This is a genomic window from Alloalcanivorax mobilis, assembly GCF_002864685.1.
GTDB classification, from domain to species: domain Bacteria; phylum Pseudomonadota; class Gammaproteobacteria; order Pseudomonadales; family Alcanivoracaceae; genus Alloalcanivorax; species Alloalcanivorax mobilis.
On the sequence record NZ_NMQZ01000046.1, the window covers coordinates 1 to 22,377 of the forward strand.

Here is a 22,377-nt window from a genome sequence, read left to right on the forward strand (position 1 = left end):
GGTGCCTGGAGGGAGCTGTTTGGCCAGGGATGGCCAAACAAACAGCGACTAGGGATGGCTTGAGCGGTCCCGGAAGGCACCGCCCTTGTCCCGCGCCCTCAATAGCGCCACCCAGACACAATCCCAAAAGCCAATTCCCGCCAAAGCGCGATGAACCTTTTTTTTGCGGTTGAACACGGAAAACGAAACACCGAAGACAACCGCGACGGCGATCAATAACTCTGGTACTGGCTCTCAAACTGCGCCCGCTGCACGTAATCCTGATAGGCCGGCACGGCCACCGCCGCCATCACGCCAATCCAGGCCACGGTTAAAACCAGCAGCACCACCAGCGCGGCGATCAGGCCACCGCTGTTGGCGGTGGGTTTAACGCCGTATTTGTTGGCGCCCTTGCTGCCCGGCACGAAAAACAGGATCAGCGCGATCACGAAATTGGCGATCGGTACGAACAGCAGCAGAATCAACCAGCCGCTGGCATTGATGTCGTTCAATCGGCGGATGCCATAGATGATCGACATCACCGTGGCGAACACACCGCCCACCATCGCCAACAGGCCGACCACGTAAATCAGCGGCCCCGGCTCGCTGGAAAGCATGCCCACCAGCGCACCGACGACGCCAATGGCCACATAGACCAGCAGCGAAATCGTCATCGCATACACCACATAGCGGACCCGCCCAAGCCGCCCGCTGGCCTGCATTATGCGCGGTTGATACGTGGTGTGATTGTCACCGCCCTGGGTGAGGTCGGCGTTCGGCGCTTGATAAGGTTGATTCATGGTTTCCCCCTAGGGCCTGTTCACACTAATTTTGATGGTCGCGCCGGAGGCCGCTCGGGTTGCGCCCCAAAGCGGGCCAGGCGGTGTTGCTCGTCGGTCATTTAGCATACTAAACCTCTCTCCTCGCGCCTTGCCTGGCCCGCTTTGGGGCAGCAACGCGGCCGTCTAAATTAGTGTGAACAGGCCCTAGTGCGAATAATGAATCAGCGGCAGTGTATCCATGCGTGCCCGGCGCCGCTGGGAACCGGTACGCGTCTTTTACTTTCAAGACGGCAACGACGGCTCCGCGGAGGCCATGGCGGCACGCAAAATATCATTCCGATTCAACTGGCCGATCAATCGCTCGCCGCTCACCACCGGCAGGCAGCGACGGTGATGGCGCAAAAAAAGTTCAGCGGCTTCCTGCACCGTGGCCAGGGAACTCAGGGTGTGCAGCTCACGGCTCATGTAATCCGCGACGCGGCCCGGGTCGGCGCCATGATAGCCGGCGTCCAACGCTCCTTTCAGGCCGTCGGATTCCGAGAACATGCCCACCAGCCGGCCCTGCTCTACCACCGGGGCGCTGGAAAGCTTGTGATCAAGCAGCCCATCAATGGCCTGGCGCAAGCCCATTATCGGGGTCAACGTGAACGGGTCACGTTGCATATAATCACTGATCTGGAGTGTTTTTGGCATGGCTTCTTCCCTTGAAGCTTATTGTTCTTCCGTGCAATCGGCGTAACAAAGCCTAACGGCAAACGGGCGGCTATTCCAGGCCGCGCGCCGTGTCGTGAGATCGCCGCTCACTTTGGTGAGCCATCCATATCGCCAACCGGCCGCCCCAAAAGCCGCGCGCCGATGCCTGCCAGGCATGCTCATGCAAAATGGCCAGACTGTCGGCATCGTGGGCCAACAGGTTCAACTGCCGGCGATTGAGCGCGGCGGGGCCGAGGTCACGACAGCGCTCCCGGCAGTGCGCCAGCTCGTCTTGGTCCAATACCCGGCGGCGGCGCGCATGATGCCGATGCAGACGGTTCAGGGACGGGTCGATCACCGCCGCTTCAAAGCCGTTGAGAACAACGTCCTCCAATTGCACCGGCTCGGCGATGGCACTGACCAGCACTGAACGCTGCTGCTCCTCCGGGGTGATCAACAGACGCCGCCGGCGCAGCCAATCACCGATCGCCACCCGGCTCAGCAACACCGAGGTGGGCGCGGCGAAAATCAATGGCAGAGCCACGGGCAGGGACCAGAAAAAAAACATCCGGTCCAGCCACCAGGCGAACGCCGCCCACCCCAAGGCCAGCACGGTGCCCGGCGCCTGGCTGAGCAGAGCCTGGCGCCAGCCGGTCTCTTCGTCGCGGTTTTGCCCACCCCAGTGCAGCGACATGTTGGCCAGCGCTTCCAGCACATAGCGGCTGTGAGCGAGCATGCGAATCGGCGCCAGCAAGGTGGACACCAACAGCTCGCCCAGCACCGATACCAGCAAGTGGGGGAAACCCCCAAACTGACGACGCCGGCCAGTCAGAAGCACATCGACGATGGCCAGCAGTTTGGGAAAGAACAACAGAAACACGGTGCTCAGAATCAACCCCACCGCCCAATGCGGATGCCACTCCGGCCAGACCGGGAACATGCTGCTTTGCCGGTCGGGAAAATAGTTGATCGGCCACAGTGTCAGCCGCGTCGCTTCGATACTGGTGAGAATCAGGAACACCAGCCAGATCGGCGACGCCAGATAGGAGAGGATGCCATTGAGAAACGCCATGCGATGGGCGAAACGCAGCTTATGGCCGACCAGAAACAACCACAGATGTTGCAGATTGCCCTTCGCCCAGCGCCGGTCCCGGGTCAGCTCGTCCACCAGCGTGGGCGGCGATTCCTCATAACTTTCACCCAGCTCCGGCTCCATCCACACTTCATAACCGGCGCGCCCCATGTAGGCCGCTTCGACGAAGTCATGGCTCATGATCGAGCCCCGAAACAAACCCAGGCCGGGCAAACGGCGCAACCCGCAGTGCGCCATGAAGGCGTCGCAACGGATGATCGCGTTATGGCCCCAATAGGCGGCCTCCCCCAGTTGGATCGCCGCCAGGCCGGTGCTGAACAGGGGGCCATAGATCTGGTTGGCGAACTGCTGAAAGCGGGCGAACGCGGAGCGGGCATTGACCAGCGTTGGGTTGGTTTGCAGGATCCCCACCCCGGGCTCCAGCTCCATATGGCGCACCAGCCTGACCAGGGTGTCGCCGCCCATCAGGCTGTCCGCGTCGAGCACCACCATGTAACGATAATCACGGCCCCAGCGGCGCAGAAAATCCGCCACGTTGCCGCTTTTGAAATTCAGATTGACCGGCCGGTGACGATAAAACAGCCGGCCCTGCACACCCAGGTCGTCGCACAAGCGCTGCCAACCACCACGCTCGGCCAGCCACACGTCGGCGTCGCGGCTGTCCGAAAGCACGTAGAAATCGAAATAATCCAGCTCGCCGGTGGCGCGCAGGGATTCGATGGTGGCACGCAGGCCGGCCAGCGTGCGCGACACTGGTTCGTTGTAGATCGGCATCACAATGGCGGTGCGCGCCAGGGGCGTGGCACGCAGGCGCGCGGCATCGTGACGGCGCACCAGGGAAAATCGATCGCCACCAAAACGACGCACCACGAAACCCAGCATGGCGGTCCAGAAGCCCACCGAAATCCACGCGAACAGCACCGCGAACAACACCACGATGCTCTGCTCCAGATAATTGCTGGCGTGATAAGGCAGCACCGAGATCATCACGTAGACCCCGGCCAGGGTCTGGCTCAACACCAGCAGGCTAAGCAGGGAGCGACGCCACACCGCCGCGCGCTTCCAATGGCGACGGCGGCGTTCAAGCCGGGTGTCGTGGGGTACGTCGTTCATCGTTGCGCGGCGTAGCGAATGCTGCCACGGTGCAACGCCGGCACCGCCGATGGCAGCGGCGGCGCCGGCAGGTCGAAGTGGTCGGGCAACCGTTGCATCACCCGCGCCAGCAATCGCTGCGGGTCATCCATAAGCGCCTGCCCGATCAGCCGCAGCACGTCGGCGGTGACCGCCGGTGTGATGTCCACGCCGGCGCCGTGCAGATAGGAGAGAACCCGCGCCAGCGCCTGTTCCGCCAGGGTGCCTGACATCAGCGGCGGCCGCCGAGGATGTCGTTGTTGACGGGAATTTCGTAGGACCAGGTCTCGGACACTGTGTCCTCGCCTTTCTTGAGGAAAGCGCGCAGCTGCAGGGGCTGGCCTTCCGCCGGCCTGGCCAGGATCGACAGGCGCCAGCGCTTGACCGGCGCCAGGTATTCCACGAAGTGTTCAATCACCTCGCCGTCGCCGCCCGCGGTGACGTTGCTGGTCACCGCGGCGTCCGCGGACAGACTGTCCAATACGCCATCACCGAAGTCGATAATGACCCGGTACGCCCCTTCGCTGTTGCCGCCGCCCACCTTGTTGCCATCGCCCACGTAGGTGTCCAGCGCCTGGCCGGTTTGAATACCGGCGATGTCACGGTCGCCAAACGTCAGCCGGTAATCAAAGCTCAGCGTCTGATTCTTGGTAACCGGTTCCATGGGGGTCCAGAAAGCGACAATATTGTCGTTGGTCTCGGTCCGGGTGGGCAGTTGCACCAGGGTGATTCGGCCCTTACCCCAATCGCCCTGGGGTGCCACCCAGGCGCTTGGACGATCCTGATATTTGGCGCCGAAGTCGGCGAAATCCTCGAAGCGTTCCTGGCGCTGCATCAGCCCGAAGCCGCGCACGTTTTCGGTCAGGAAATAATCCATCTTGAGCCCGGCCGGGTTCAATAAAGGCCGCCACAGCCATTCCCCACTGCCGCCGTTCTGAATCAGCAAACCGTCGGAATCGTGCACCCGGGGCCGCCATTCGCCCAGTGGCCGGCCGGTGTTGCTGCCGTAGAAAAACATGCTGGTGAGCGGAGCGATGCCCAGCATCTGGATGCCATCACGGGGAAACAGCCGCGCCTTTACGTCGATCACCGTGGCGTCGCCGGCGCGCACATCGAACCGGTAGGCGCCGGTCAGGCGGCGGCCGTCCAGCAACGCATAGATGCTTACCACCTCGTCACCGGCGGCAGGACGCACCAGCCAGAACTCGGTGAAAGAAGGAAACTGCTCGCCGGAGGGCAGCCCGGTGTCCACGGCGATGCCCCGTGCCGACAAACCGAAGGCGTTATCGCGGCCCACGGCGCGGAAGTAGCTGGCGCCGGCAAACACCAGAAACTGGTTCTGGGTGCCCGCGTCGTGCATCGGGTAGGTCAGCTTGAAGCCGGCGTAGCCCAGATCCGCTGGCACCCGGCGGCTCAGTTCTTCGTTATCGAAGGTGAAATTGCTTTTGTCGTAGTCGATGTCGTGCAGACCCTGCGCATCGATGACATGCATGCGCACGGCGTGTTTGAAGAACAACCCCGGCGACACCAGCATCACCTGGAAGCGGGATTTGCTCGGCGCCCACAGGCTGTTCTGTGGTTTAAAGCGGATTCCCTGATACTGATCGTAGTTCAGATCCTGGAGAAACTGTGGCACCGGCGGCGGCGGCTTATACGCCTGATCCGCCAGACCTCGGGCCTCGGCGATCACATCGTCGAAGTCAAACGCCGTCGCCAGCGACGGCAACATCATTACCAAGACCGTTAACAAGCAGGATGCCAGCGCAAAACGATAACGCTTCATGGGCAAGCATCCAAAGCAAAACCAGAATGAATAACCGCGAAACACAGCATTAAAAACCAATCCTTGGCGCCACCGGGCCCAGCGCCCAGCGTTATCGCTATCATCGGCCAGGGACCCGAATGTGACAACACCGGGACGATCTCAGCAACGTATTAAAATATAAAATGGGAGGGGTGGCAGGCGCTAGACGCCGGACGCCGGACGCCGGACGCCAAACCCTGGCACCTCAACGATCGGTGCGCGCAAAGTGCGCTTGCGTAGCCGCAATGCTCGTAATATTGGGTTTTGATCCTAGCGTCCGGCGTCCGGCGTCCGGCGTCTAGCGCCCCTAAAGCAGCGCTTTCGGCGCGGTGATCACGCCGTTATTGTCCGCATAGACGTACTCGCCGGAGCGGAATACCACGCCACCGAAGACGATCTCGACATCAAGCTGGCCTTCGCCCCGGCGCACCGATTTGATCGGTACGCACCCGAGGGTCATGACGCCCACATCCAGCTTGGCCAACTCATCCACATCCCGGCAGGCGCCATGAATAATCACCCCTTGCCAGCCATTTTTCACCGCGCTTTCGGCGATCATGTCGCCGATCAGGGCATTGCGCAGGCTGCCACCACCGTCCACCACCAGCACCTTGCCGGTGCCGTCCGTGGCCAACCGCTCCTTGACCCGGGAATTGTCCTCGAAGCATTTCACCGTGACGATCTCGCCGCCGAAGGCCTTGCGGCCGCCATAGCTGAACCAGTTCAGCCCGGTTACCACCGACACCAGATCGGCGTTGTCATCGCACAGGTCGCAGGTGACGAAGCTCATGTTCACTCCTTGATTGGGGCCCGCCAAAGGCGGGCTGATTGGACGATTCAGGATTAGAAGGTTTGCGGATAACGCTGCTTGAACTGACCGGCGAACACCGGGAAATCCCGATAGCGCACCCGGTAAGTGCCGGTGGATGGCCCAAGCAGGGCCATGCCGACCATCGCCTGCGCCACCAGACTGGCCTGCACCGGCAGCCAGTGGGCGTCGGTCCAGCGGGTCACCGGCTGCAGCCATTTGGAAAGCCGCGCACCCAGGGCTTCGGCACGGCGTGCCTCGCTGCGCTCTCCGAGCAGCAACGAGGGCTGCATAAACGCCAGCATCGGCAAGCCCATTGTTTCCAGACGCTGCTCCATTTCGCCTTTCACCCGCGCATAGAAAAACGGTGAGCGGGCCCGCGCATTCACCGCCGAAACCACCAAACACCGTTGCACGCCGGCCTGCAGAGCGAGCCGCGCGGCGCGCACCACCAGGTCTTCATCGACACGCCGGAATGCCTCCCGGGAACCGGCCCGTTTCATGGTCGTCCCCAGGGCACAGAACAGGTCATCGACCTGGAACTCATGGTGATGCTGATCCAGGTGATCCGGATCAATCACCGTCTGACGCAGGCGCGGATGTTCAATGGCCAGCGGCCGGCGTGTCAGCACGCGCACCTCGTCATAGGCCTGGCTGGCCAGCGTCAAGCGCAGGCACTGACCGCCCACCAGGCCGGTGGCACCGAGGATCAAGGCTGTACGGGTCATCATCTCTTCCCCTTGCCCGGCGGGCGATGGAGATTGCGCCGATGTTCAGCCGCCGACGCCGCTTCCAGGGCCCGCGCCGCTCTCGCCGGAGTCATCGTCGGTGTCCGGGGGCGGACCCGCCAGCCAGCGCCGCAGTACGGTTTCCAGCTCCTGAAGATGCACCGGTTTGGCCAGAAAGTCATCCATGCCAGCGGCCAGACAGCGCGCCTGGACGCCGTCCGCGGTATTGGCGGTAATCGCGATCACCGGGGTGCGCGGCAGACCCTCGCGCTGCTCGCGTTCACGCAAAGCGCGGGTGGCGCTGAAACCGTCCAGCTCCGGCATCATGCAGTCCATCAGCACCAGGTCGAACGGCTCCTGCTCCAGCAGCGCCAGGCCGGTCTCCGCGTTGTTGACGGTTTTCACCGGGTAACCGAGTTTGCCCAACATGCCCCGCGTCACCAGTTGGTTGACTTCGTTGTCTTCCACCAGCAACAGGCGGTTAAGACCACGCCGGGCACGCTCTTCCGGGGTCTCGGTGGGCATGTCCCGCACCGGCGTTTGCCGTGGCACACCGAGCAGCTTGCTGAGCGCCGTGCGCAGGCTGGTGCGGTGCACCGGGCGCACCACCGTGACCAGGCCGTGGCGTTCCAGAAGACGTTGTATGGAGGGCTCGGCACGTTCTTCGATGGTGCACATCAGAATCAGCTTGACCGGCCGCAAGGCGGGGTCGTTCAGCACGCTGCGACACAGGTTCAGCGCCAGGTCACGGCGCCCCCAGGTGTCCACCAGCAGCAGATCGAACGCCACCTGTTCGCGGTGGCCGGCGCGCAGGGCCTGCAGCCCATGGTCGTAATCGCGTGCGCCCTGGCATTGGCTGCCGAGCGCTTCGAACTCCTCCTGCAAACAGGCCTGGGCGCCGGGCGCGGCGCCCACCACCAGACCCTGCAAACCGCCCATTGCCTTGATCAACTTGTAGGATTCGCTCATGTCCGCCTGCATGCCCAGACGCACGGTGAACCAGAAGGTCGAGCCCTCGCCCTCCACGCTCTCGGCGCCGATGGCGCCGCCCATCGCCTCGATCAGGCCCTTGCACACCAGCAGGCCAAAACCCGCGTGGCGCACCGCGAAGGCGTCCTTGCCGCCCTCCAGGAACTGATCCTCGAACAAATGCTTGAGGGTATCCGGGTCCATGCCCTGGCCCTGATCCGCCACCCGCACCCGCAACACGCCGTCGTTTTCCCCTTCGGCGGTAAAGTCCACGTCGATGCGAATCTCGCCCTGGTCGCTGAACTTGATCGCGTTGCTGAGCAGGTTGGTGAGCACTTGGAGCAGCCGGTCGCGGTCACCGCGCACCCGGCGCGGCAGCATCTGGTCGATCACCGCGGAGATCTCCAGCCCCTTGCTCTGGCCCATTGGCCCGAACGCTTCCAGGGTTTGCTCGAGCGCCCCGCGCAGGTCGAAGTAATCCGGGCTCAGGGTGATGCGGCTGGTGAGGATGCGCGAATAATCGAGCACATCGTCGATCAGCGTCAGCATCAGCTTGCCGCTCTGCCCGGCCACCTGCAGGTATTCCTTCTGCTCGTCGTTCAGCTCGGTCTCTTCCACCAACGACATCATGCCCATCACCGAATTCATCGGCGTGCGCAGCTCATGGGCGAGCCGGTAAACCAGGCTGAGCTGGATGTCGGTGCTGGCCGGAAGATCGCGGCGCTGCTCCGGGCTGCCTCGGCGCTCGCGGGTAACGGCGTGCCAGAACAGCTCGTACTGGCCACGGTAAAGGCGGAACAAGTAGAAGGTGTAAGCGGCGATCAGCAAGCCCAGCAGCCATTCTTCCAACCCGCTGTGCAGCATCAACGACCCGGTCACCGGCAGGAACATCATCAGAATATAGATCTGACGCAGCCGCAGACCCGCCATCCAGGAACTGCCCAGGGCGGTGGTCACACCCACGTTGTAGAGGATCACCACGAAGAAGTTGAAGCCAGTGCCCACGCGCCACACCAGCCACGCCGGGATCACGCCCCACACCAGCGCGTGCATCAGCAGGCCAACGCCGAACAGCCGCCGCCAACGCGCCGGCCCGGCGCCGTACAGAGCGTCGAAGCGCGCCACCAGCCACAGGCGGTACGCGGTCACCACCACCACCGCGCCACCGGCCAGCATGGTCTCCAGTTCGTAGGCGTAATACACCCCGCCCCAGGCCGTGACCAGGGCATACACCACAAGGGCCGCCAACACCCCCATCAACGAGTTCTTGGCGGCCCCGAAATCAACGCGCTTAAGGACCTTACGATCTTTCCGATAAATCACTGACCCTCACCCTCGGAACCAGCGGGCGCTAAAGGTAACACGGTGTGCGCTGCGCGGCACGCAAACACGCTGGACGCTGGACGCTGGACGCTGGACGCCGGACGCTGGACGCTAAGACCCCTAATCGGAAACTACCGGTGTGTTTCCTGCCAAGCCAGGAAAGCACCCCAGGAAACACGCCAGTGATGTCCGAACCGGTTTTAGCGTCTGGCGTCTGGCGTCTGGCGTCTGGCGTCTGGCGTCCGGCGTCCGGCGTCTAGCACTTTACGTTTACGTAAACTTCCCTTAGCCTCTCACCCCATGACCATCAAACAAACCTACGGCATCGGCGAGTTGGCGCGGGAATTCGACGTCACCACCCGGACCATCCGTTTCTACGAAGATCAGGGGTTGCTCAGCCCCCGCCGCCGTGGCCAGACGCGCATCTACACGCCGGCGGATCGGGTGGTGTTGAAGCTGATCCTGCGCGGCAAGCGGCTGGGGTTTTCGCTGGCCGAGTCCCGTGACCTGATCAGTCTGTACCAGCCAAGCAGCGATAACCGCCATCAACTGGACGCTCTGCTCAACAAGATCAGCGAAAAGCGCGAACAACTGGACCAGCAGTTGCGGGATATCCAGGGCATGCGTGAGCACCTGGACGACGCCGAGCTGCGCGCCCGCGAGGCGATGCGGCAACTGGCCGACAACGCGGAAACCTTCAAAGAATAACCACCGGGAGAAACACCGACCATGTTCAACGGCGGCCTGGATTTTCAACTCGACGATACCCTCACCGCCCTGCGCGACAGCGTGCAGGCGTTCGCCCGCAAGGAGATCGCGCCGATCGCCGCCCGCGTGGACCAGGACAATCTGTTCCCCAACGAGCTGTGGAAGAAGCTCGGTGATCTGGGCGTGCTGGGCATCACCGTCAGCGAGCAATACGGCGGCGCCGGCCTGGGCTACCTGGCCCACACCCTGGTGATGGAGGAAATCTCGCGGGCGTCGGCGTCCATCGGCCTGTCCTACGGCGCCCACTCCAACCTGTGCGTGAATCAGATTTTCCTCAACGGCACCGACGCCCAGCGGGAAAAATACCTGCCCGGGCTGGTCAGCGGCGAGCACATCGGCGCGCTGGCGATGAGCGAACCGGGCGCCGGCTCGGACGTGGTCAGCATGAGCCTGCGCGCGGACCAGAAAGGCGATCACTATCTGCTCAATGGCAACAAGATGTGGATCACCAACGGCCCCGACGCCCACACCTACGTGATCTACGCCAAGACCCAGCCGGACGCGGGCCCGCGTGGCATCACCGCCTTTATCGTCGAGCGCGATTTCCCCGGTTTCTCGCAAGCGCAGAAACTCGACAAGCTCGGCATGCGCGGCTCCAACACCTGCGAACTGGTGTTCCAGGACTGCCCGGTGCCGCGCGAAAACATTCTCGGCAAGCTCAACGAAGGCGTGCGGGTTCTGATGAGCGGCCTGGATTACGAACGCACCGTTCTTTCCGGCGGCGCCACCGGCATTATGCAGGCCTGCCTGGACGTGGTGATGCCTTACGTTCACGAGCGCAAACAGTTTGGCCAGGCGATCGGCGAGTTTCAGCTGATGCAGGGCAAACTGGCGGACATGTACGTCACCCTGAACGCCAGCCGCGCGTATCTTTATCAGGTGGCGCGCAACTGCGACGCCGGCCGCGGCAGCCGCAAAGACGCCGCCGGCGCCATCCTTTATTGCGCTGAGAACGCCACGCAAATGGCCCTCGACGCAATCCAATGCCTGGGCGGCAACGGCTACATCAACGACTACCCCACCGGCCGCCTGCTCCGCGACGCCAAGCTTTATGAAATCGGCGCCGGCACCAGTGAGATTCGACGCATGCTGATCGGCCGGGAGTTGTTTAATGAGACGGTGTGAACCGCCAGACGCCAGACGCCGGACGCCGGACGCCGGACGCCGGACGCTTTGTCGGCTTTCGCTATGCTCAAGCCGACGTACAAAAACAGCGCTGCAGGAAACACCGCAACGAATTCCGAATCGGGTTTTAGCGTCTAGCGTCTAGCGTCCGGCGTCCAGCGAGGTATAACCCATGCCAAAAATCATCACCCAACTCAACAAAAGCGCCCCCGAGTACGCTCAATACCGCGAACACAATCTGGCGTTGCGTGAGCAGTTGCAGGAAAAACTTGAACGGGTTGCCCATGGCGGTGGCGAGGCGGCGGAGGCGCGGTTGCGCGAGCGTGGCAAGTTGCCGGTGCGCGAACGGATTCTGCGTTTGCTCGATCCGGGTTCGCCGTTTCTGGAAATTTCCGCGCTCGCCGCCGACGGCGTCTACCCGGGCGAGGATGTGCCCGCCGCCGGTTGCGTCGCGGGCATCGGCCGGGTCAGCGGCGTGGAGTGCATGATCGTCGCCAACGATCCCACCGTGAAAGGCGGCAGTTATTATCCGCTGACGGTCAAAAAACACCTGCGCTGCCAGGCCATCGCCGCCGAGAACCGCCTGCCCTGCCTGTACCTGGTGGACTCCGGCGGCGCCAATTTGCCGCGCCAGGATGAGGTGTTCCCGGACCGCGACCACTTCGGCCGGATTTTCTTCAACATGGCCAACATGTCCGCGCGCGGCATTCCGCAGATCAGCGTGGTGCTCGGCTCCTGCACCGCCGGCGGCGCCTACGTGCCGGCCATGGCCGACGAAGTGATCATGGTGCGCAATCATTCCACCGTGTTCCTGGCCGGCCCGCCGCTGGTGAAAGCCGCCACCGGCGAGGTGGTCAGCGCCGAAGAGTTGGGCGGCGCCGCGTTGCACGGCGAGCAGTCCGGCGTCGCCGATCACCTGGCCGACGACGAACCCCACGCCCTGGATCTGGCGCGCCGTTGCGTGGCGCGCCTGAACTGGCGTAAACCCGAGCAACTCGACGTCAGCGAGCCACGCCCGCCGGCGTTCGACGCGGACGAACTGTACGGCTTGATTCCGCCCACCACCCGTTCGCCGATGCCGGCGCGGGAATTGATCGCGCGCATTGTCGACGGCTCCGATCTGGACGAATTCAAAGCCAACTACGGCACCAGCCTGGTCACCGGCTTCGCGCGCATTCACGGCTATCCGGTGGGCATTCTCGCCAACGACGGCGTGCTCTATTCGGAATCCGCGCTCAAGGGCGCCCACTTCGTGGAGCTGTGCAACCAGCGCGGCATTCCGCTGCTGTTTCTGCAGAACATCACCGGCTTTATGGTCGGCAAAAAATACGAAGCCGAGGGCATCGCCAAACACGGCGCCAAGATGGTCAACGCGGTGGCCTGCGCCAGCGTGCCCAAATTCACCGTGATCACCGGCGGCAGCTTTGGCGCTGGCAACTACGGCATGTGCGGGCGCGCCTACGACCCGCGCTTTATGTTCATGTGGCCCAACGCGCGCATCTCGGTGATGGGCGGCGAACAGGCGGCCAGCGTACTGACCCAGGTGAAGGCCGCCTCGCTAAAGAAAAAAGGCGAACACTGGAGCGACCAGGACGCGCAACGGTTCCAAGACGACATGACCGCGCAATACGAAACCATGGCGCAGCCCTGGTACGCCAGCGCCCGCCTCTGGGACGACGGCGTCATCGACCCCACCGACACCCGCGATGTTCTGGGTCTGGCGATTTCGGCAAGCCTTAACGCGCCGATTGGGGAGACTCGGTATGGGGTGTTTCGGATGTGACGATAACGCCGGACGCCGGACGCCGGACGCTTACACCCGGCTTTGAAAGGATCGGCGTGTTTCCTGTCAGCTCGGCACAGCCTGTCAGGAAACACGTCACACCTGGACGCCCAGGGTTAAGCGTCTGGCGTCTGGCGTCTGGCGTCCGGCCTCCCCCAAACTTCGGAGAAAACAATGAGCGTGGAAACCACCACCACCGGCCCGGTGACCCGCATCACCCTGAACAACCCGGACAAACGCAACGCCTTCGACGACACCCTCATCGAAGCGATGATCGAAGCGTTCGAGCGGGCCGGCACCGACGGCCATACGCGGGTGATGGTGCTCGACGCCGTCGGCAAACACTTTTCCGCTGGCGCCGATCTCAACTGGATGCGCGCCATGGGCGCGCTCGACGCGCAGCAAAACCGCGACGACGCGCTGCGCCTGGCGGCGCTGATGCGCGCCATCGACCGCGCCGCCAAGCCGGTCATCGCGCGGGTGCAGGGCGCCGCTTATGGCGGTGCCCTGGGGCTGATTTGCGCCGCCGACATCGCGGTGGCCGCGGACGACGCCCGCTTTTGCCTCAGCGAAGTCCGCCTCGGCATTCTGCCGGCGGTGATCGCCCCTTACGTGGTGCGTGCCCTGGGCGCGCGCCAGGCACGGCGTTATTTCATGACCGCCGAGGTGATCCCGGCGCCACGCGCCCTGGCCCTGGGCCTGGTCCACGAGGTGGTCCCGGAAGCACAATTGGACGCCACCGTGGAGACCCTGGTCGAGGCATTGCTGGCCGGCGCGCCCGACGCCCAGTTGCGCGCCCGTGAGCTGGCCCACCGAGCCGACCACAGCGCCGTCGACGACGCCTTGATCGACTACACCGCCGCGCTGATCGCGGAATTGCGCACCGGCCAGGAAGGCCAGGAAGGCCTGGGCGCCTTTCTGGATAAGCGCGCGCCGAACTGGGTGACCCCATGACCACCGCCTGCCAACGAGGGTAAACCGATGCCAGCCATCAATACGCTCCTGATCGCCAACCGTGGGGAAATCGCCCGACGTATCCTGCGCACCTGCCGGCAACAGGGCATCCGCTCGGTGGCGGTCTATTCCGACGCCGACGCCAGCTTGCCCCATGTGCGCGAAGCGGATCAGGCGGTGCGTTTGGGCCCGGCCGCCGCCCGCGACAGTTATCTGGACATCGACAAAGTGATCCAGGCGGCGCTGGACAGCGGCGCCGATGCGATTCACCCCGGCTATGGCTTTTTGTCCGAGAACACCGCGTTCGCCGCCGCCTGCGAGCGCGCCGGGCTGATCTTCGTCGGCCCCGACGCCAAGGCGATCCGGGTAATGGGCGACAAAGCCGCCGCCCGCCAGTTGATGGCCGAGAGCGGTGTGCCGGTGCTGCCCGGCTTCGACCAGGAAGGCGCCGACGACGCCACCCTGGCCGCCGAGGCACAACGGGTCGGCTTTCCACTGCTGATCAAGGCGGTCGCCGGCGGCGGTGGCAAAGGCATGCGCGCGGTCAACGAAGCCGCCGGCTTCGACGAGGCCCTGGCCGCCGCCCGCCGAGAGGCGAAAGGCGCATTCGGCGATGACCGGGTGCTGCTGGAGCGCTACCTGCCCACCGCCCGCCACGTGGAAGTGCAGGTGTTCGCCGACCAGCACGGCAATGCCGTGCATCTGTTCGAACGGGATTGCTCGGTGCAGCGCCGCCATCAGAAGATCATTGAAGAAGCGCCCGCCCCCGGCCTCAGTGAAGCGCAGCGCCAGGCGCTGGGTGAGGCGGCGGTCAAGGCCGCCCTGGCGATTGATTATCGCGGCGCCGGCACCGTGGAGTTTCTGTTCTCCCCCGAGGGAGAATTCTTCTTTATGGAGATGAACACCCGGTTGCAGGTGGAACACCCGGTCACCGAAATGATCACCGGCGAGGATCTGGTCGCCTGGCAACTGACGGTGGCCCAGGGCCAGCCGCTGCCCAAACTGCAATCCGACATTCACCGCCACGGTGCCGCCCTGGAGGTGCGCCTGTACGCGGAAAATCCCTACCAGCAGTTCCTGCCCTCCTCCGGCACGCTGTCGCCGCTGCGCTGGCCCGCCGGCATCCGCGTGGACAGCGGCTTTGAACAGGGCGACACGGTGTCCGACCACTACGACCCGATGATCGCCAAGCTGATCAGCCACGGCGAGGACCGCGATCAGGCACGGCGCCGTCTGGCCAACGCCCTGGAATCACTGATGCTGGGCGGGGTTCATCACAACGGCGCCTTTCTGCACCGGGTGCTCAACAGCGACGCCTTCGCCAGCGCCGAACTGGACACCCGCTTGCTGGAGAAACAACCGCGACTGATGGAACCGGCGACGCCGCCGCAAGGCGCCATGGCGGTGGCCGCCGCGGCCCTGGTCGCCGAGCGCATCGAGGGCAACGGCCCTTGGCGAACACTGAACAGTTGGCGGCCACTGGGACGGCGTACCACCCTACTGCCAATGCGTCTTGATGAGCGGCTGGTCACGGTGATCCTGGATCGACACAATGCCAGCGTGGACGGTGAACGCAACGCTTACCAATGGCGCTGGCAAGCGCCGCGCTTCGAGCTGAATTGGGGCGCTCAACACCTGGCCGGCCACGGCCTGCATCACGATGGCGTGACCTGGCTGTTTATCAACGGTCAGGGTTACCCGATTCAAACTCATCCCAGCCGCGAGAGCGAACGCGCCGGCGGTCAGGGCGGTTTCAGCGCGCCGATGAGCGGCACCATCGTCGCCTGCCACGTGCAACCGGGCAGCACCGTCACCGCTGGCGCGGCGGTGATCACCCTGGAAGCCATGAAGATGGAACACACCCTGCGCGCCCCGGCGGCGGGCACGGTACGAAGCTTTGCGGTGAGTGCCGGCGACAGCGTCGCCGAGGGCGCCCTGCTGGTCGATTTTGCAACGGAGGAAGAATGACAACACAATCCACACCTCTCCCGACCCCTCTCTGGCAACCGGATCAGGCGCGCCTGAGCCACAGCCAGTTGAGCGACTTCTGGCGCCAGGCCGAGCAGCACAGCGGCGAACGCTTCGCCGATTACCGGGCCCTGCACCGCTGGTCGGTGAACCAACCAGAAGCGTTCTGGGATCAGGTCTGGCGTTTTTGCGACCTGCGCGGCGAACCAGGCGCCCGGGTGCTGGAAGCCTCGGGCACCTTCCGGCATACGCGCTGGTTTCCCGAGGCACGCATCAACCTGGCGGAAAATCTGCTCGCCCGCCAGGACGACCACCCGGCGCTGGTGAGCATCGGCGAAGGCGGTGACCGCCAGGAAATCAGTTACACCGGCCTGCGCGTGGCCGCCGGTCAGGTGGCGGCGCAATTGAAAGCCGCCGGCGTGCAGCCCGGCGACCGGGTCGCCGGCTATATGCCCAACCGCATCGAAACCGTGGTGGCGGCGCTCGGCGCCGCCTGGATCGGCGCGATCTGGTCCTCCTGTTCTCCGGATTTCGGCATCCAGGGGGTGATGGATCGCTTCGGCCAGATCGAACCCAAGGTGTTGTTCGCCTGCGACGGTTATCAGTACAACGGCAAGTGGATCGAACTGGACGATCGCCTTCACCAGTTGCGTGAACAATTGGCGCCGCAATTGATGGTGGTGATTCCCGGCAAGGGCGAGCGCACCGCCGTGCGCCAGGCACTCAACTGGAGCGACTGGCTGGCCGCCGCCGAGCCGGCGCCGCCGTTCGCCGAGCTGCCGTTCAATCATCCGCTGTATATCCTTTACTCCTCCGGCACCACCGGCGCGCCCAAGTGCATCGTGCACGGCACCGGCGGCACCCTGATTCAACACGCCAAGGAACACCGTCTGCACGGCGACCTGACCCGCGACGACGTGTTGTTCTATTTCACCACCTGCGGTTGGATGATGTGGAACTGGCTGGTCGGTGGCTTGCAGACCGGCGCCACCCTGGTGCTCTACGACGGCAACCCGGCGTGGCCGGACGCCACCCGCCTGTTCGATCTCGTCGACGCGGAAAACATCACCCACTTCGGCACCAGCGCCAAGTTTATCCAGGCGGTGGAGAAAGCCGGCGCCGTGCCGCGCGACAGCCATGATCTCGGCACCCTGCGCACTTTGCTCTCCACCGGCTCGCCGCTGCTGCACGAGAGCTACGATTTTCTTTACCAACAGGTCAAACCGGATCTGCTGGTCAGCTCAATTTCCGGCGGCACCGACATTATCTCCTGCTTCGCGCTCGGCAACCCGATGCTGCCGGTGTACCGGGGCGAGTTGCAGTGCCTGGGGCTGGGCCTGGACGTGGCGGTGGTCAACGACGACGGTCAGCCGGTGAGTGGCGAAAAAGGCGAGCTGGTGTGCCTGTCGCCCTTTCCCGCCTGCCCGGTGGCCTTCTGGAACGACCCCGACGAGCAGCGCTTCCACGATGCCTACTTCGAGCGCTTCGCCTCGCTGGGCAAGGACATCTGGGCGCACGGCGACTACGCGGAAATCATTGCCCACGAAGGCCACGACGGCTTGGTGATCCACGGCCGTTCCGACGCCGTGCTCAACCCCGGCGGCGTGCGCATCGGCACCGCCGAGATCTATCGCCAGGTGGAAACCCTGGAACAGATCCGCGAAGCCATCGTGATTGGCCAGCAATGGCAGGGCGACGTGCGCGTGGTGCTGTTCGTGGTGCTCGCCGACGGTGTTGAACTTACCGATGATCTGCAAAAAACCATTCGCGCCACCATTCGCGCCGGCGCCAGCCCGCGCCACGTACCGGCGGTGATTCTCACCGTGCCGGAGATTCCACGCACGGTGAGCGGCAAAATCGTCGAGCTGGCGGTGCGCGACGTGGTACACGGCCGCGAAGTGCGCAACCGCAACGCGCTGGCCAACCCGGACGCGCTGGAGCATTTCGCGGATCGGCCTGAGTTGGGGGCGCGTGACGCTTGACGCCGGACGCCGGACGCCGGCCGCTAAAACCCGGCGCGGAAAGAATGGACATGTTTTCTGCAACGCAGACGTAACAGAAAACACGTCACACCAATCCGATTAAGGGTTTAGCGTCCAGCGTCCAGCGTCCAGCTTCCGACGACGTCTTTTGGCCCAATGGCACGGCACTGTTGCCTCGAACCTTACGAGGCCGGGGCGCCAGCGCACGTGTTAGCGTGCAGGCGTGCTGCGTGTAAGCGCGCCAGGCTATCTCCCACGGCGGCGCTGCAGCGATGCCGGGAACAGGTAGCGCGTCCCGCCGCACCAGCTCGTCGAAGCACTGCCGCTGTTTTCCTACATTCCAAATCGTTTCTGACGGACAGACCCGCCCTACCTTGCCTGTTAGCGTGATGCACAACAGATTGTTGTTGTCATTCACTTTTATGTAACTACAATAAATGAATATTAGCTTTGATCGCGCTAAGCGGAAATGGACGCTGGCGGAGCGCGGTTTGGATTTCGCCGAGGCGGCGGTAGTGTTCCGCGATGTTCATTTCACGTTGATGGACGAACGATGGAATTATCAGGAGCTGCGCTATATCACGATCGGTCATTTACGGCGCCGTCTGGTGGTTCTGGTGTGGACACCACGAAACGACGGCCGGCGCATTATCAGCATGAGGAAGGCCAATGAGCGGGAAGAAAAACGTTTCCGAAGCGTCCTGGCCGGATCGGGACGAAGCCCCGGAGATCACCCGGGAGATGCTTGACCAGGCGGCGCTATACGAGGGTGAGAAACTGGTGCGGCGCGGTCGCCCGCCGGTGCGTAATCCGCGCAGGCAGGTGACCATCCGTTTGCCGCAGGACGTGCTGGAAAAATGGAAGGCCACCGGGCCTGGCTGGCAAACGCGCATGGCGGATCGATTATCCGATATCTGACGCTGTTCCTCTTTCTGCTGCTGGCGCCGACGGCATGGAGCGCGGTGCTGGAGCTGCACGGCCCGGCCCTGGGCCCGTTGCTGGGCCGTGATCCGGCGGCCCTGGAACTGGCGCGCTACGCCAACGGCGGCTTTCAGAGCGTGCCGCACCAGTGGATTGCCTGGTCCGATGGCCGCCAGCCCTACTTCGACAAAGACAAGGACGCCGAGCGGCAACTGCCGACAAACCGCATCGGTGCTGGCGACCGGCTGCTGTTGCGCGATGAGGACGCCGGCGCGCCCCGGCCCGGGGCGCTGCCGGACAACGTGGTGGCGACGCTGACACTCGGCGGTGCCGGCCCAAAACGCACCCTGTATGTGCTTGATCGCCCACCGTTTCAGGGCTTCCCCCCGGCGGTGACGCTGACCCGCTCGCCCCTGGCGATCTACACCGCGCACTACCGGCTCAACCTGGAAGACGACAACCTGTTCCAATGGGGCGACTTCCTCTATGACGAGTACCAGCCGCCGGCGGACCACGGCCCGAGCCTGCTCGACAGCCTCAAGCTGCGGCTCAGCGCCGGCGTGTTCAGCGCCGGCGCCCGCCTCACCCTGACCAACGAGAATCTCGACCCGATCATCCGCGAAGTGATCGAAGGGCCGCTCGCCACCCTGGTCTACGCCACCACCCGGGTGCGCGTGGCCGGCCTGCCGGTGCTCACCGTGCACAACTATTTCATTCTTATGGACAACGCGGTGGCGGTGCACAGCCGCTTAACGATCCCCGGCTTCGCCGCCGCCGTGCTGCGCGAACCCTCGGCGCGGGTTACCGTGGACGGCAATGCTCTGGAAGGCGCGCGGCTGCGCACCAGTTGGACCGGCGACCTGGAAGCACGGGTGGACGGGCGCCTCTCGGACCCCGAGCGCGACATGATGGAGCAGCCGGTGGGCCGGGAAAACTGGCTGTGGTTCGGCACCGGGCGCGGCTTTGACCTGCTCGCCCGACTGCATTTCGCGGACGGGTTCGACACCGCCGCGCGCTTTATTTACCAGGACGACCCGGCCCTTGATGATGAGCCCGAGCGTTTTCCCGGCCAGCGCCCGAACGTAGGCTTTCGCCTGCAAGGGTTGCCGTTCGGCGACGAATTCTATTTCGTCGCCGAACTGTACTTTTCCCGCGACAGCCACGGGCTCTCGGCCGCCGGCTGGGCGCGGCGGCAATTCGCGCCACCGGCGATCACGGTCAACGCCGTTTCCCGTTAATGAACCAGCTTTTCCAGCGCCGCGCGCAGGGTATCGGGAATCGCCACCGGCCGGCCGCTGGCGCGATCCACGAACACATGCACCACGAACCCCAGCGCCTTGGCCTGGCCGGTCTCGCCAAACAGAGCCAACCCATAGCGCACCGAGCTGTTGCCCAGCTTATCCACGCGCATGCCGATGGCCAGGCTCTCCGGGTAAGCGGCCGCCTCGAAATAGTCGCAACCCGAACTGACCACGTAGGCGATCACCTCGCCTTGGTGGATATCCAGGCCACCGTGGTCGATCAAATAGCGGTTGATGGTGGAATCGAAGTAGCTGTAATAGACCACGTTGTTGATGTGGCCATAGACGTCGTTGTCCGCCCAGCGGCTGTCCACCGGGCACAGGTAACCGAATTCCTCGCGCGGCGGGCGGGTTTTGGCGTCACTCATGGGTACTCCTTGGCTGGGAAGGCATCGCTGCGGGAGTGAGCGGAAACACATCCACACAGCGCCGCGCAATGATAACCTGTGTGTCCCGGTGACAGAACCGCGCTCCGGCCGCCATCGCGGCTCGTCACGCCAACCGCAAGGATGCCGTTATGAAACGTCGATACCGGATTCCTCTGATCGGCCTGATTACCCTGGCCGTGCTGCTGCTCGCCCTGCACCTGGCCCTGCCCTGGCTGGTGCTCAACTACCTCAACGACAAACTCGCCGATCTGGGCGATTACCGTGGTCATGTGGAAGACGTGGATCTGGCCTGGTGGCGCGGTGCTTATCGCATCGAAGGGCTGAGCATCGTTAAAACCAGTGGCAAGGTGCCCGCGCCACTGCTGGATGCGCCGGGCATTGACCTGGCCGTCAGCTGGCGGGCGCTGTGGTATGACCATGCCCTGGTGGCACGAGTGGTGTTCGAACAGCCCCGGCTCAATTTCGTCGACGGCGGCGACAACCCGGACCAGGGCCAGACCGGTGCCGGCACCGACTGGCGCAAGCAGCTTCAGGATCTGGTGCCGATCACGCTCAACGAAGTGCGTGTGGAAAACGGCCGGTTCGCGTTCCGCAACTTCACCTCGGAGCCGCCGGTGGCGGTGCTCGCCACCCAGGTCAACGCCAGGGTCACCAACCTCACCAACGTGTCCCAGGGCGAAGGCCAGGGCACCCGGGTAGCGCATCTGCGCGGCACCGCCCAAGTGCTCGGCGAAGCGCCGCTGGAAACCAGCGCCGATTTCGACCCGTTCGGCGATTTGCGCGATTTCGACTTTCTGCTGCGTGTCACCGATGTGCGTCTGCCCCGCCTCAATGACCTGTCCCGCGCCTACGGCAACTTCGACTTCGCCGGCGGTCACGGCGACCTGGTGATGGAAGCCCACGCCCGGGACGGCCAGCTCTCCGGTTACATCAAACCGCTGTTCAAGGACGTTGACGTCTTCAACTGGAAGCAAGACATGCGCAACCCGGACAAAGGCTTCTTCAGTGGTCTCTGGGAAGCCCTGGTCGGCGGCACCCAGACGCTGCTGAAAAACCAGCGCCAGGACCAGTTCGCCACGCGCGTGGAGCTCAACGGCAGTGTCGATCAGAGCGAAATCAGCACCTGGCAGGCGTTCGTGGCGATCCTGCGCAACGCCTTCATCAAGGCGTTTAACCCCAACTTCGACAGCGAAGAGCGGGATCAATAAAAGCGCCCGCGACCGGCTACACTACCCCGCCGGTTGCGGCTATAAGGAGAACACCATGGCGCGATATCCGGCCTGGCCATTGTTGCTGTTGCCGTTGCTGCTCAGCGCCTGCGTCAGCCCGCCGGCGTTTCAGCCCACGCCCAACGCCGTGGCGCACAAACGCTGGCAATACCAGTTGCGTATTGATCCGCCCCTGCCCGCCAGTGAAGTGCGCGTGGATGTGCTCTACAGCGCCGGCAACACCAGTTGCCCGGTCGGTGAAGTGGGCTTTCAGATCGACCCGCGCGAGCAAGGCCAGAACCTGCGTTTCGACCTGCTGCTTGATCAGTTCCAAGACAGCGAATGCGACTGGCGCGCCAACCAGATCTGGATTGGCCTGGGCCAGGACAGCGGCTACGCCACCCGCTTCAGCCTGCCCATCGGCAGCGCCCCCCAGGTGCGCTGGTGCCGCCTCAACCCCCAACACGGCGCCTGCATGGCCAAGGAAAGCGACATCCGCGCCTACCAGATTCCCGGCAACGTGTATCGGGTAATGATTTTGCGGGGGGAATGAAGAAGGCAAAACATGTTGAAAGTTAAAGGTTAAAAGTTGAACGCGATAAAAGCTCAATCGGATTGCTCGCCCTGCCCGCGGTATGCCCCTGCGTGTCGGCGCGGCCGGGCCCTAT

At 63.9% G+C, this 22,377-nt stretch carries 20 protein-coding genes; 11 read left to right on the top strand and 9 right to left on the bottom strand.

Annotation, left to right across the window (positions count from 1 at the left end):
• Window positions 1-212: 212 nt before the first annotated feature.
• The 8 genes from CGS25_RS16790 to CGS25_RS16825 form a co-directional block, all read right to left on the bottom strand.
• The gene (locus CGS25_RS16790) at window positions 213-779 is read right to left on the bottom strand and encodes a DUF805 domain-containing protein (protein WP_089032357.1); all 567 of its coding nucleotides are present in this window, start codon (window positions 777-779) and stop codon (window positions 213-215) included.
• Window positions 780-1,043: 264 nt separating this feature from the next.
• Window positions 1,044-1,454, bottom strand: a complete 411-nt coding sequence (locus CGS25_RS16795; protein WP_089032358.1) for a CBS domain-containing protein — start codon at window positions 1,452-1,454, stop codon at window positions 1,044-1,046.
• 70 nt (window positions 1,455-1,524) lie between these two features.
• Window positions 1,525-3,660: a glucans biosynthesis glucosyltransferase MdoH gene (mdoH, locus tag CGS25_RS16800; RefSeq protein WP_089032359.1), complete on the bottom strand. Its 2,136-nt coding sequence runs from the start codon at window positions 3,658-3,660 to the stop codon at window positions 1,525-1,527.
• Window positions 3,657-3,911, bottom strand: coding sequence for a hypothetical protein (locus CGS25_RS16805; RefSeq protein WP_101676173.1), 255 nt, complete (start codon window positions 3,909-3,911; stop codon window positions 3,657-3,659). The genes mdoH and CGS25_RS16805 overlap by 4 nt, the downstream gene beginning before the upstream one ends.
• A complete protein-coding gene (locus tag CGS25_RS16810; protein WP_232802456.1) occupies window positions 3,911-5,461 on the bottom strand; it encodes a glucan biosynthesis protein G in 1,551 nt (516 codons plus the stop codon). Before CGS25_RS16810 ends, CGS25_RS16805 begins: the two co-directional genes overlap by 1 nt.
• Before the next feature lie 328 nt (window positions 5,462-5,789).
• Complete coding sequence (gene rraA, locus CGS25_RS16815) at window positions 5,790-6,272, bottom strand: ribonuclease E activity regulator RraA (protein ID WP_101676174.1); 483 nt, start codon at window positions 6,270-6,272, stop codon at window positions 5,790-5,792.
• A 53-nt stretch (window positions 6,273-6,325) separates the two neighbouring features.
• On the bottom strand, window positions 6,326-7,021 hold the full coding sequence (locus tag CGS25_RS16820) for an NAD(P)H-binding protein (RefSeq protein ID WP_232802457.1): 696 nt from the start codon (window positions 7,019-7,021) through the stop codon (window positions 6,326-6,328).
• A gap of 42 nt (window positions 7,022-7,063) precedes the next feature.
• Window positions 7,064-9,310: a response regulator gene (locus CGS25_RS16825; protein ID WP_232802459.1), complete on the bottom strand. Its 2,247-nt coding sequence runs from the start codon at window positions 9,308-9,310 to the stop codon at window positions 7,064-7,066.
• A gap of 300 nt (window positions 9,311-9,610) precedes the next feature.
• Between CGS25_RS16825 and CGS25_RS16830 the strand changes: the two genes are divergently transcribed.
• The 9 genes from CGS25_RS16830 (at window position 9,611) to CGS25_RS16870 (ending at window position 20,049) form a co-directional block, all read left to right on the top strand.
• A complete protein-coding gene (locus CGS25_RS16830) occupies window positions 9,611-10,018 on the top strand; it encodes a MerR family transcriptional regulator (protein ID WP_089032363.1) in 408 nt (135 codons plus the stop codon).
• 21 nt (window positions 10,019-10,039) lie between these two features.
• Complete coding sequence (locus tag CGS25_RS16835; protein WP_101676176.1) at window positions 10,040-11,203, top strand: isovaleryl-CoA dehydrogenase; 1,164 nt, start codon at window positions 10,040-10,042, stop codon at window positions 11,201-11,203.
• A gap of 172 nt (window positions 11,204-11,375) precedes the next feature.
• Window positions 11,376-12,986 carry a carboxyl transferase domain-containing protein gene (locus CGS25_RS16840; RefSeq protein ID WP_089032365.1) on the top strand — a complete coding sequence of 537 codons (1,611 nt, stop codon included), beginning with the start codon at window positions 11,376-11,378 and terminating at the stop codon, window positions 12,984-12,986.
• Window positions 12,987-13,160: 174 nt separating this feature from the next.
• Window positions 13,161-13,940 carry an enoyl-CoA hydratase-related protein gene (locus CGS25_RS16845; RefSeq protein WP_101676177.1) on the top strand — a complete coding sequence of 260 codons (780 nt, stop codon included), beginning with the start codon at window positions 13,161-13,163 and terminating at the stop codon, window positions 13,938-13,940.
• Between the two features lie 27 nt (window positions 13,941-13,967).
• A complete protein-coding gene (locus tag CGS25_RS16850; protein WP_101676178.1) occupies window positions 13,968-15,908 on the top strand; it encodes an acetyl/propionyl/methylcrotonyl-CoA carboxylase subunit alpha in 1,941 nt (646 codons plus the stop codon).
• Window positions 15,905-17,890, top strand: coding sequence for an acetoacetate--CoA ligase (locus CGS25_RS16855; protein WP_101676179.1), 1,986 nt, complete (start codon window positions 15,905-15,907; stop codon window positions 17,888-17,890). The genes CGS25_RS16850 and CGS25_RS16855 overlap by 4 nt, the downstream gene beginning before the upstream one ends.
• 437 nt (window positions 17,891-18,327) lie before the next feature.
• A complete protein-coding gene (locus CGS25_RS16860; protein ID WP_101676180.1) occupies window positions 18,328-18,639 on the top strand; it encodes a BrnT family toxin in 312 nt (103 codons plus the stop codon).
• Window positions 18,560-18,808 (top strand): BrnA antitoxin family protein, encoded by a 249-nt coding sequence (locus tag CGS25_RS16865; RefSeq protein WP_101676181.1) that lies wholly within the window; start codon window positions 18,560-18,562, stop codon window positions 18,806-18,808. Before CGS25_RS16860 ends, CGS25_RS16865 begins: the two co-directional genes overlap by 80 nt.
• Window positions 18,809-18,852: 44 nt before the next feature.
• Window positions 18,853-20,049 (top strand): hypothetical protein, encoded by a 1,197-nt coding sequence (locus tag CGS25_RS16870; RefSeq protein WP_232802461.1) that lies wholly within the window; start codon window positions 18,853-18,855, stop codon window positions 20,047-20,049.
• Here the strand turns inward: CGS25_RS16870 and CGS25_RS16875 are convergent.
• On the bottom strand, window positions 20,046-20,480 hold the full coding sequence (locus CGS25_RS16875; RefSeq protein ID WP_101676182.1) for an acyl-CoA thioesterase: 435 nt from the start codon (window positions 20,478-20,480) through the stop codon (window positions 20,046-20,048). The two genes, CGS25_RS16870 and CGS25_RS16875, sit on opposite strands and share 4 nt — an antisense overlap.
• A 149-nt stretch (window positions 20,481-20,629) precedes the next feature.
• Here CGS25_RS16875 and CGS25_RS16880 point away from each other — a divergent pair, with 149 nt between their 5' ends.
• Together CGS25_RS16880 and CGS25_RS16885 are read left to right on the top strand one after the other, a co-directional pair.
• Entirely contained in the window at window positions 20,630-21,709 is a 1,080-nt protein-coding gene (locus CGS25_RS16880; RefSeq protein WP_089032372.1) for an AsmA family protein, read from the top strand.
• Window positions 21,710-21,764: 55 nt separating this feature from the next.
• A complete protein-coding gene (locus CGS25_RS16885) occupies window positions 21,765-22,262 on the top strand; it encodes a hypothetical protein (RefSeq protein WP_101676183.1) in 498 nt (165 codons plus the stop codon).
• Window positions 22,263-22,377: the final 115 nt, after the last annotated feature.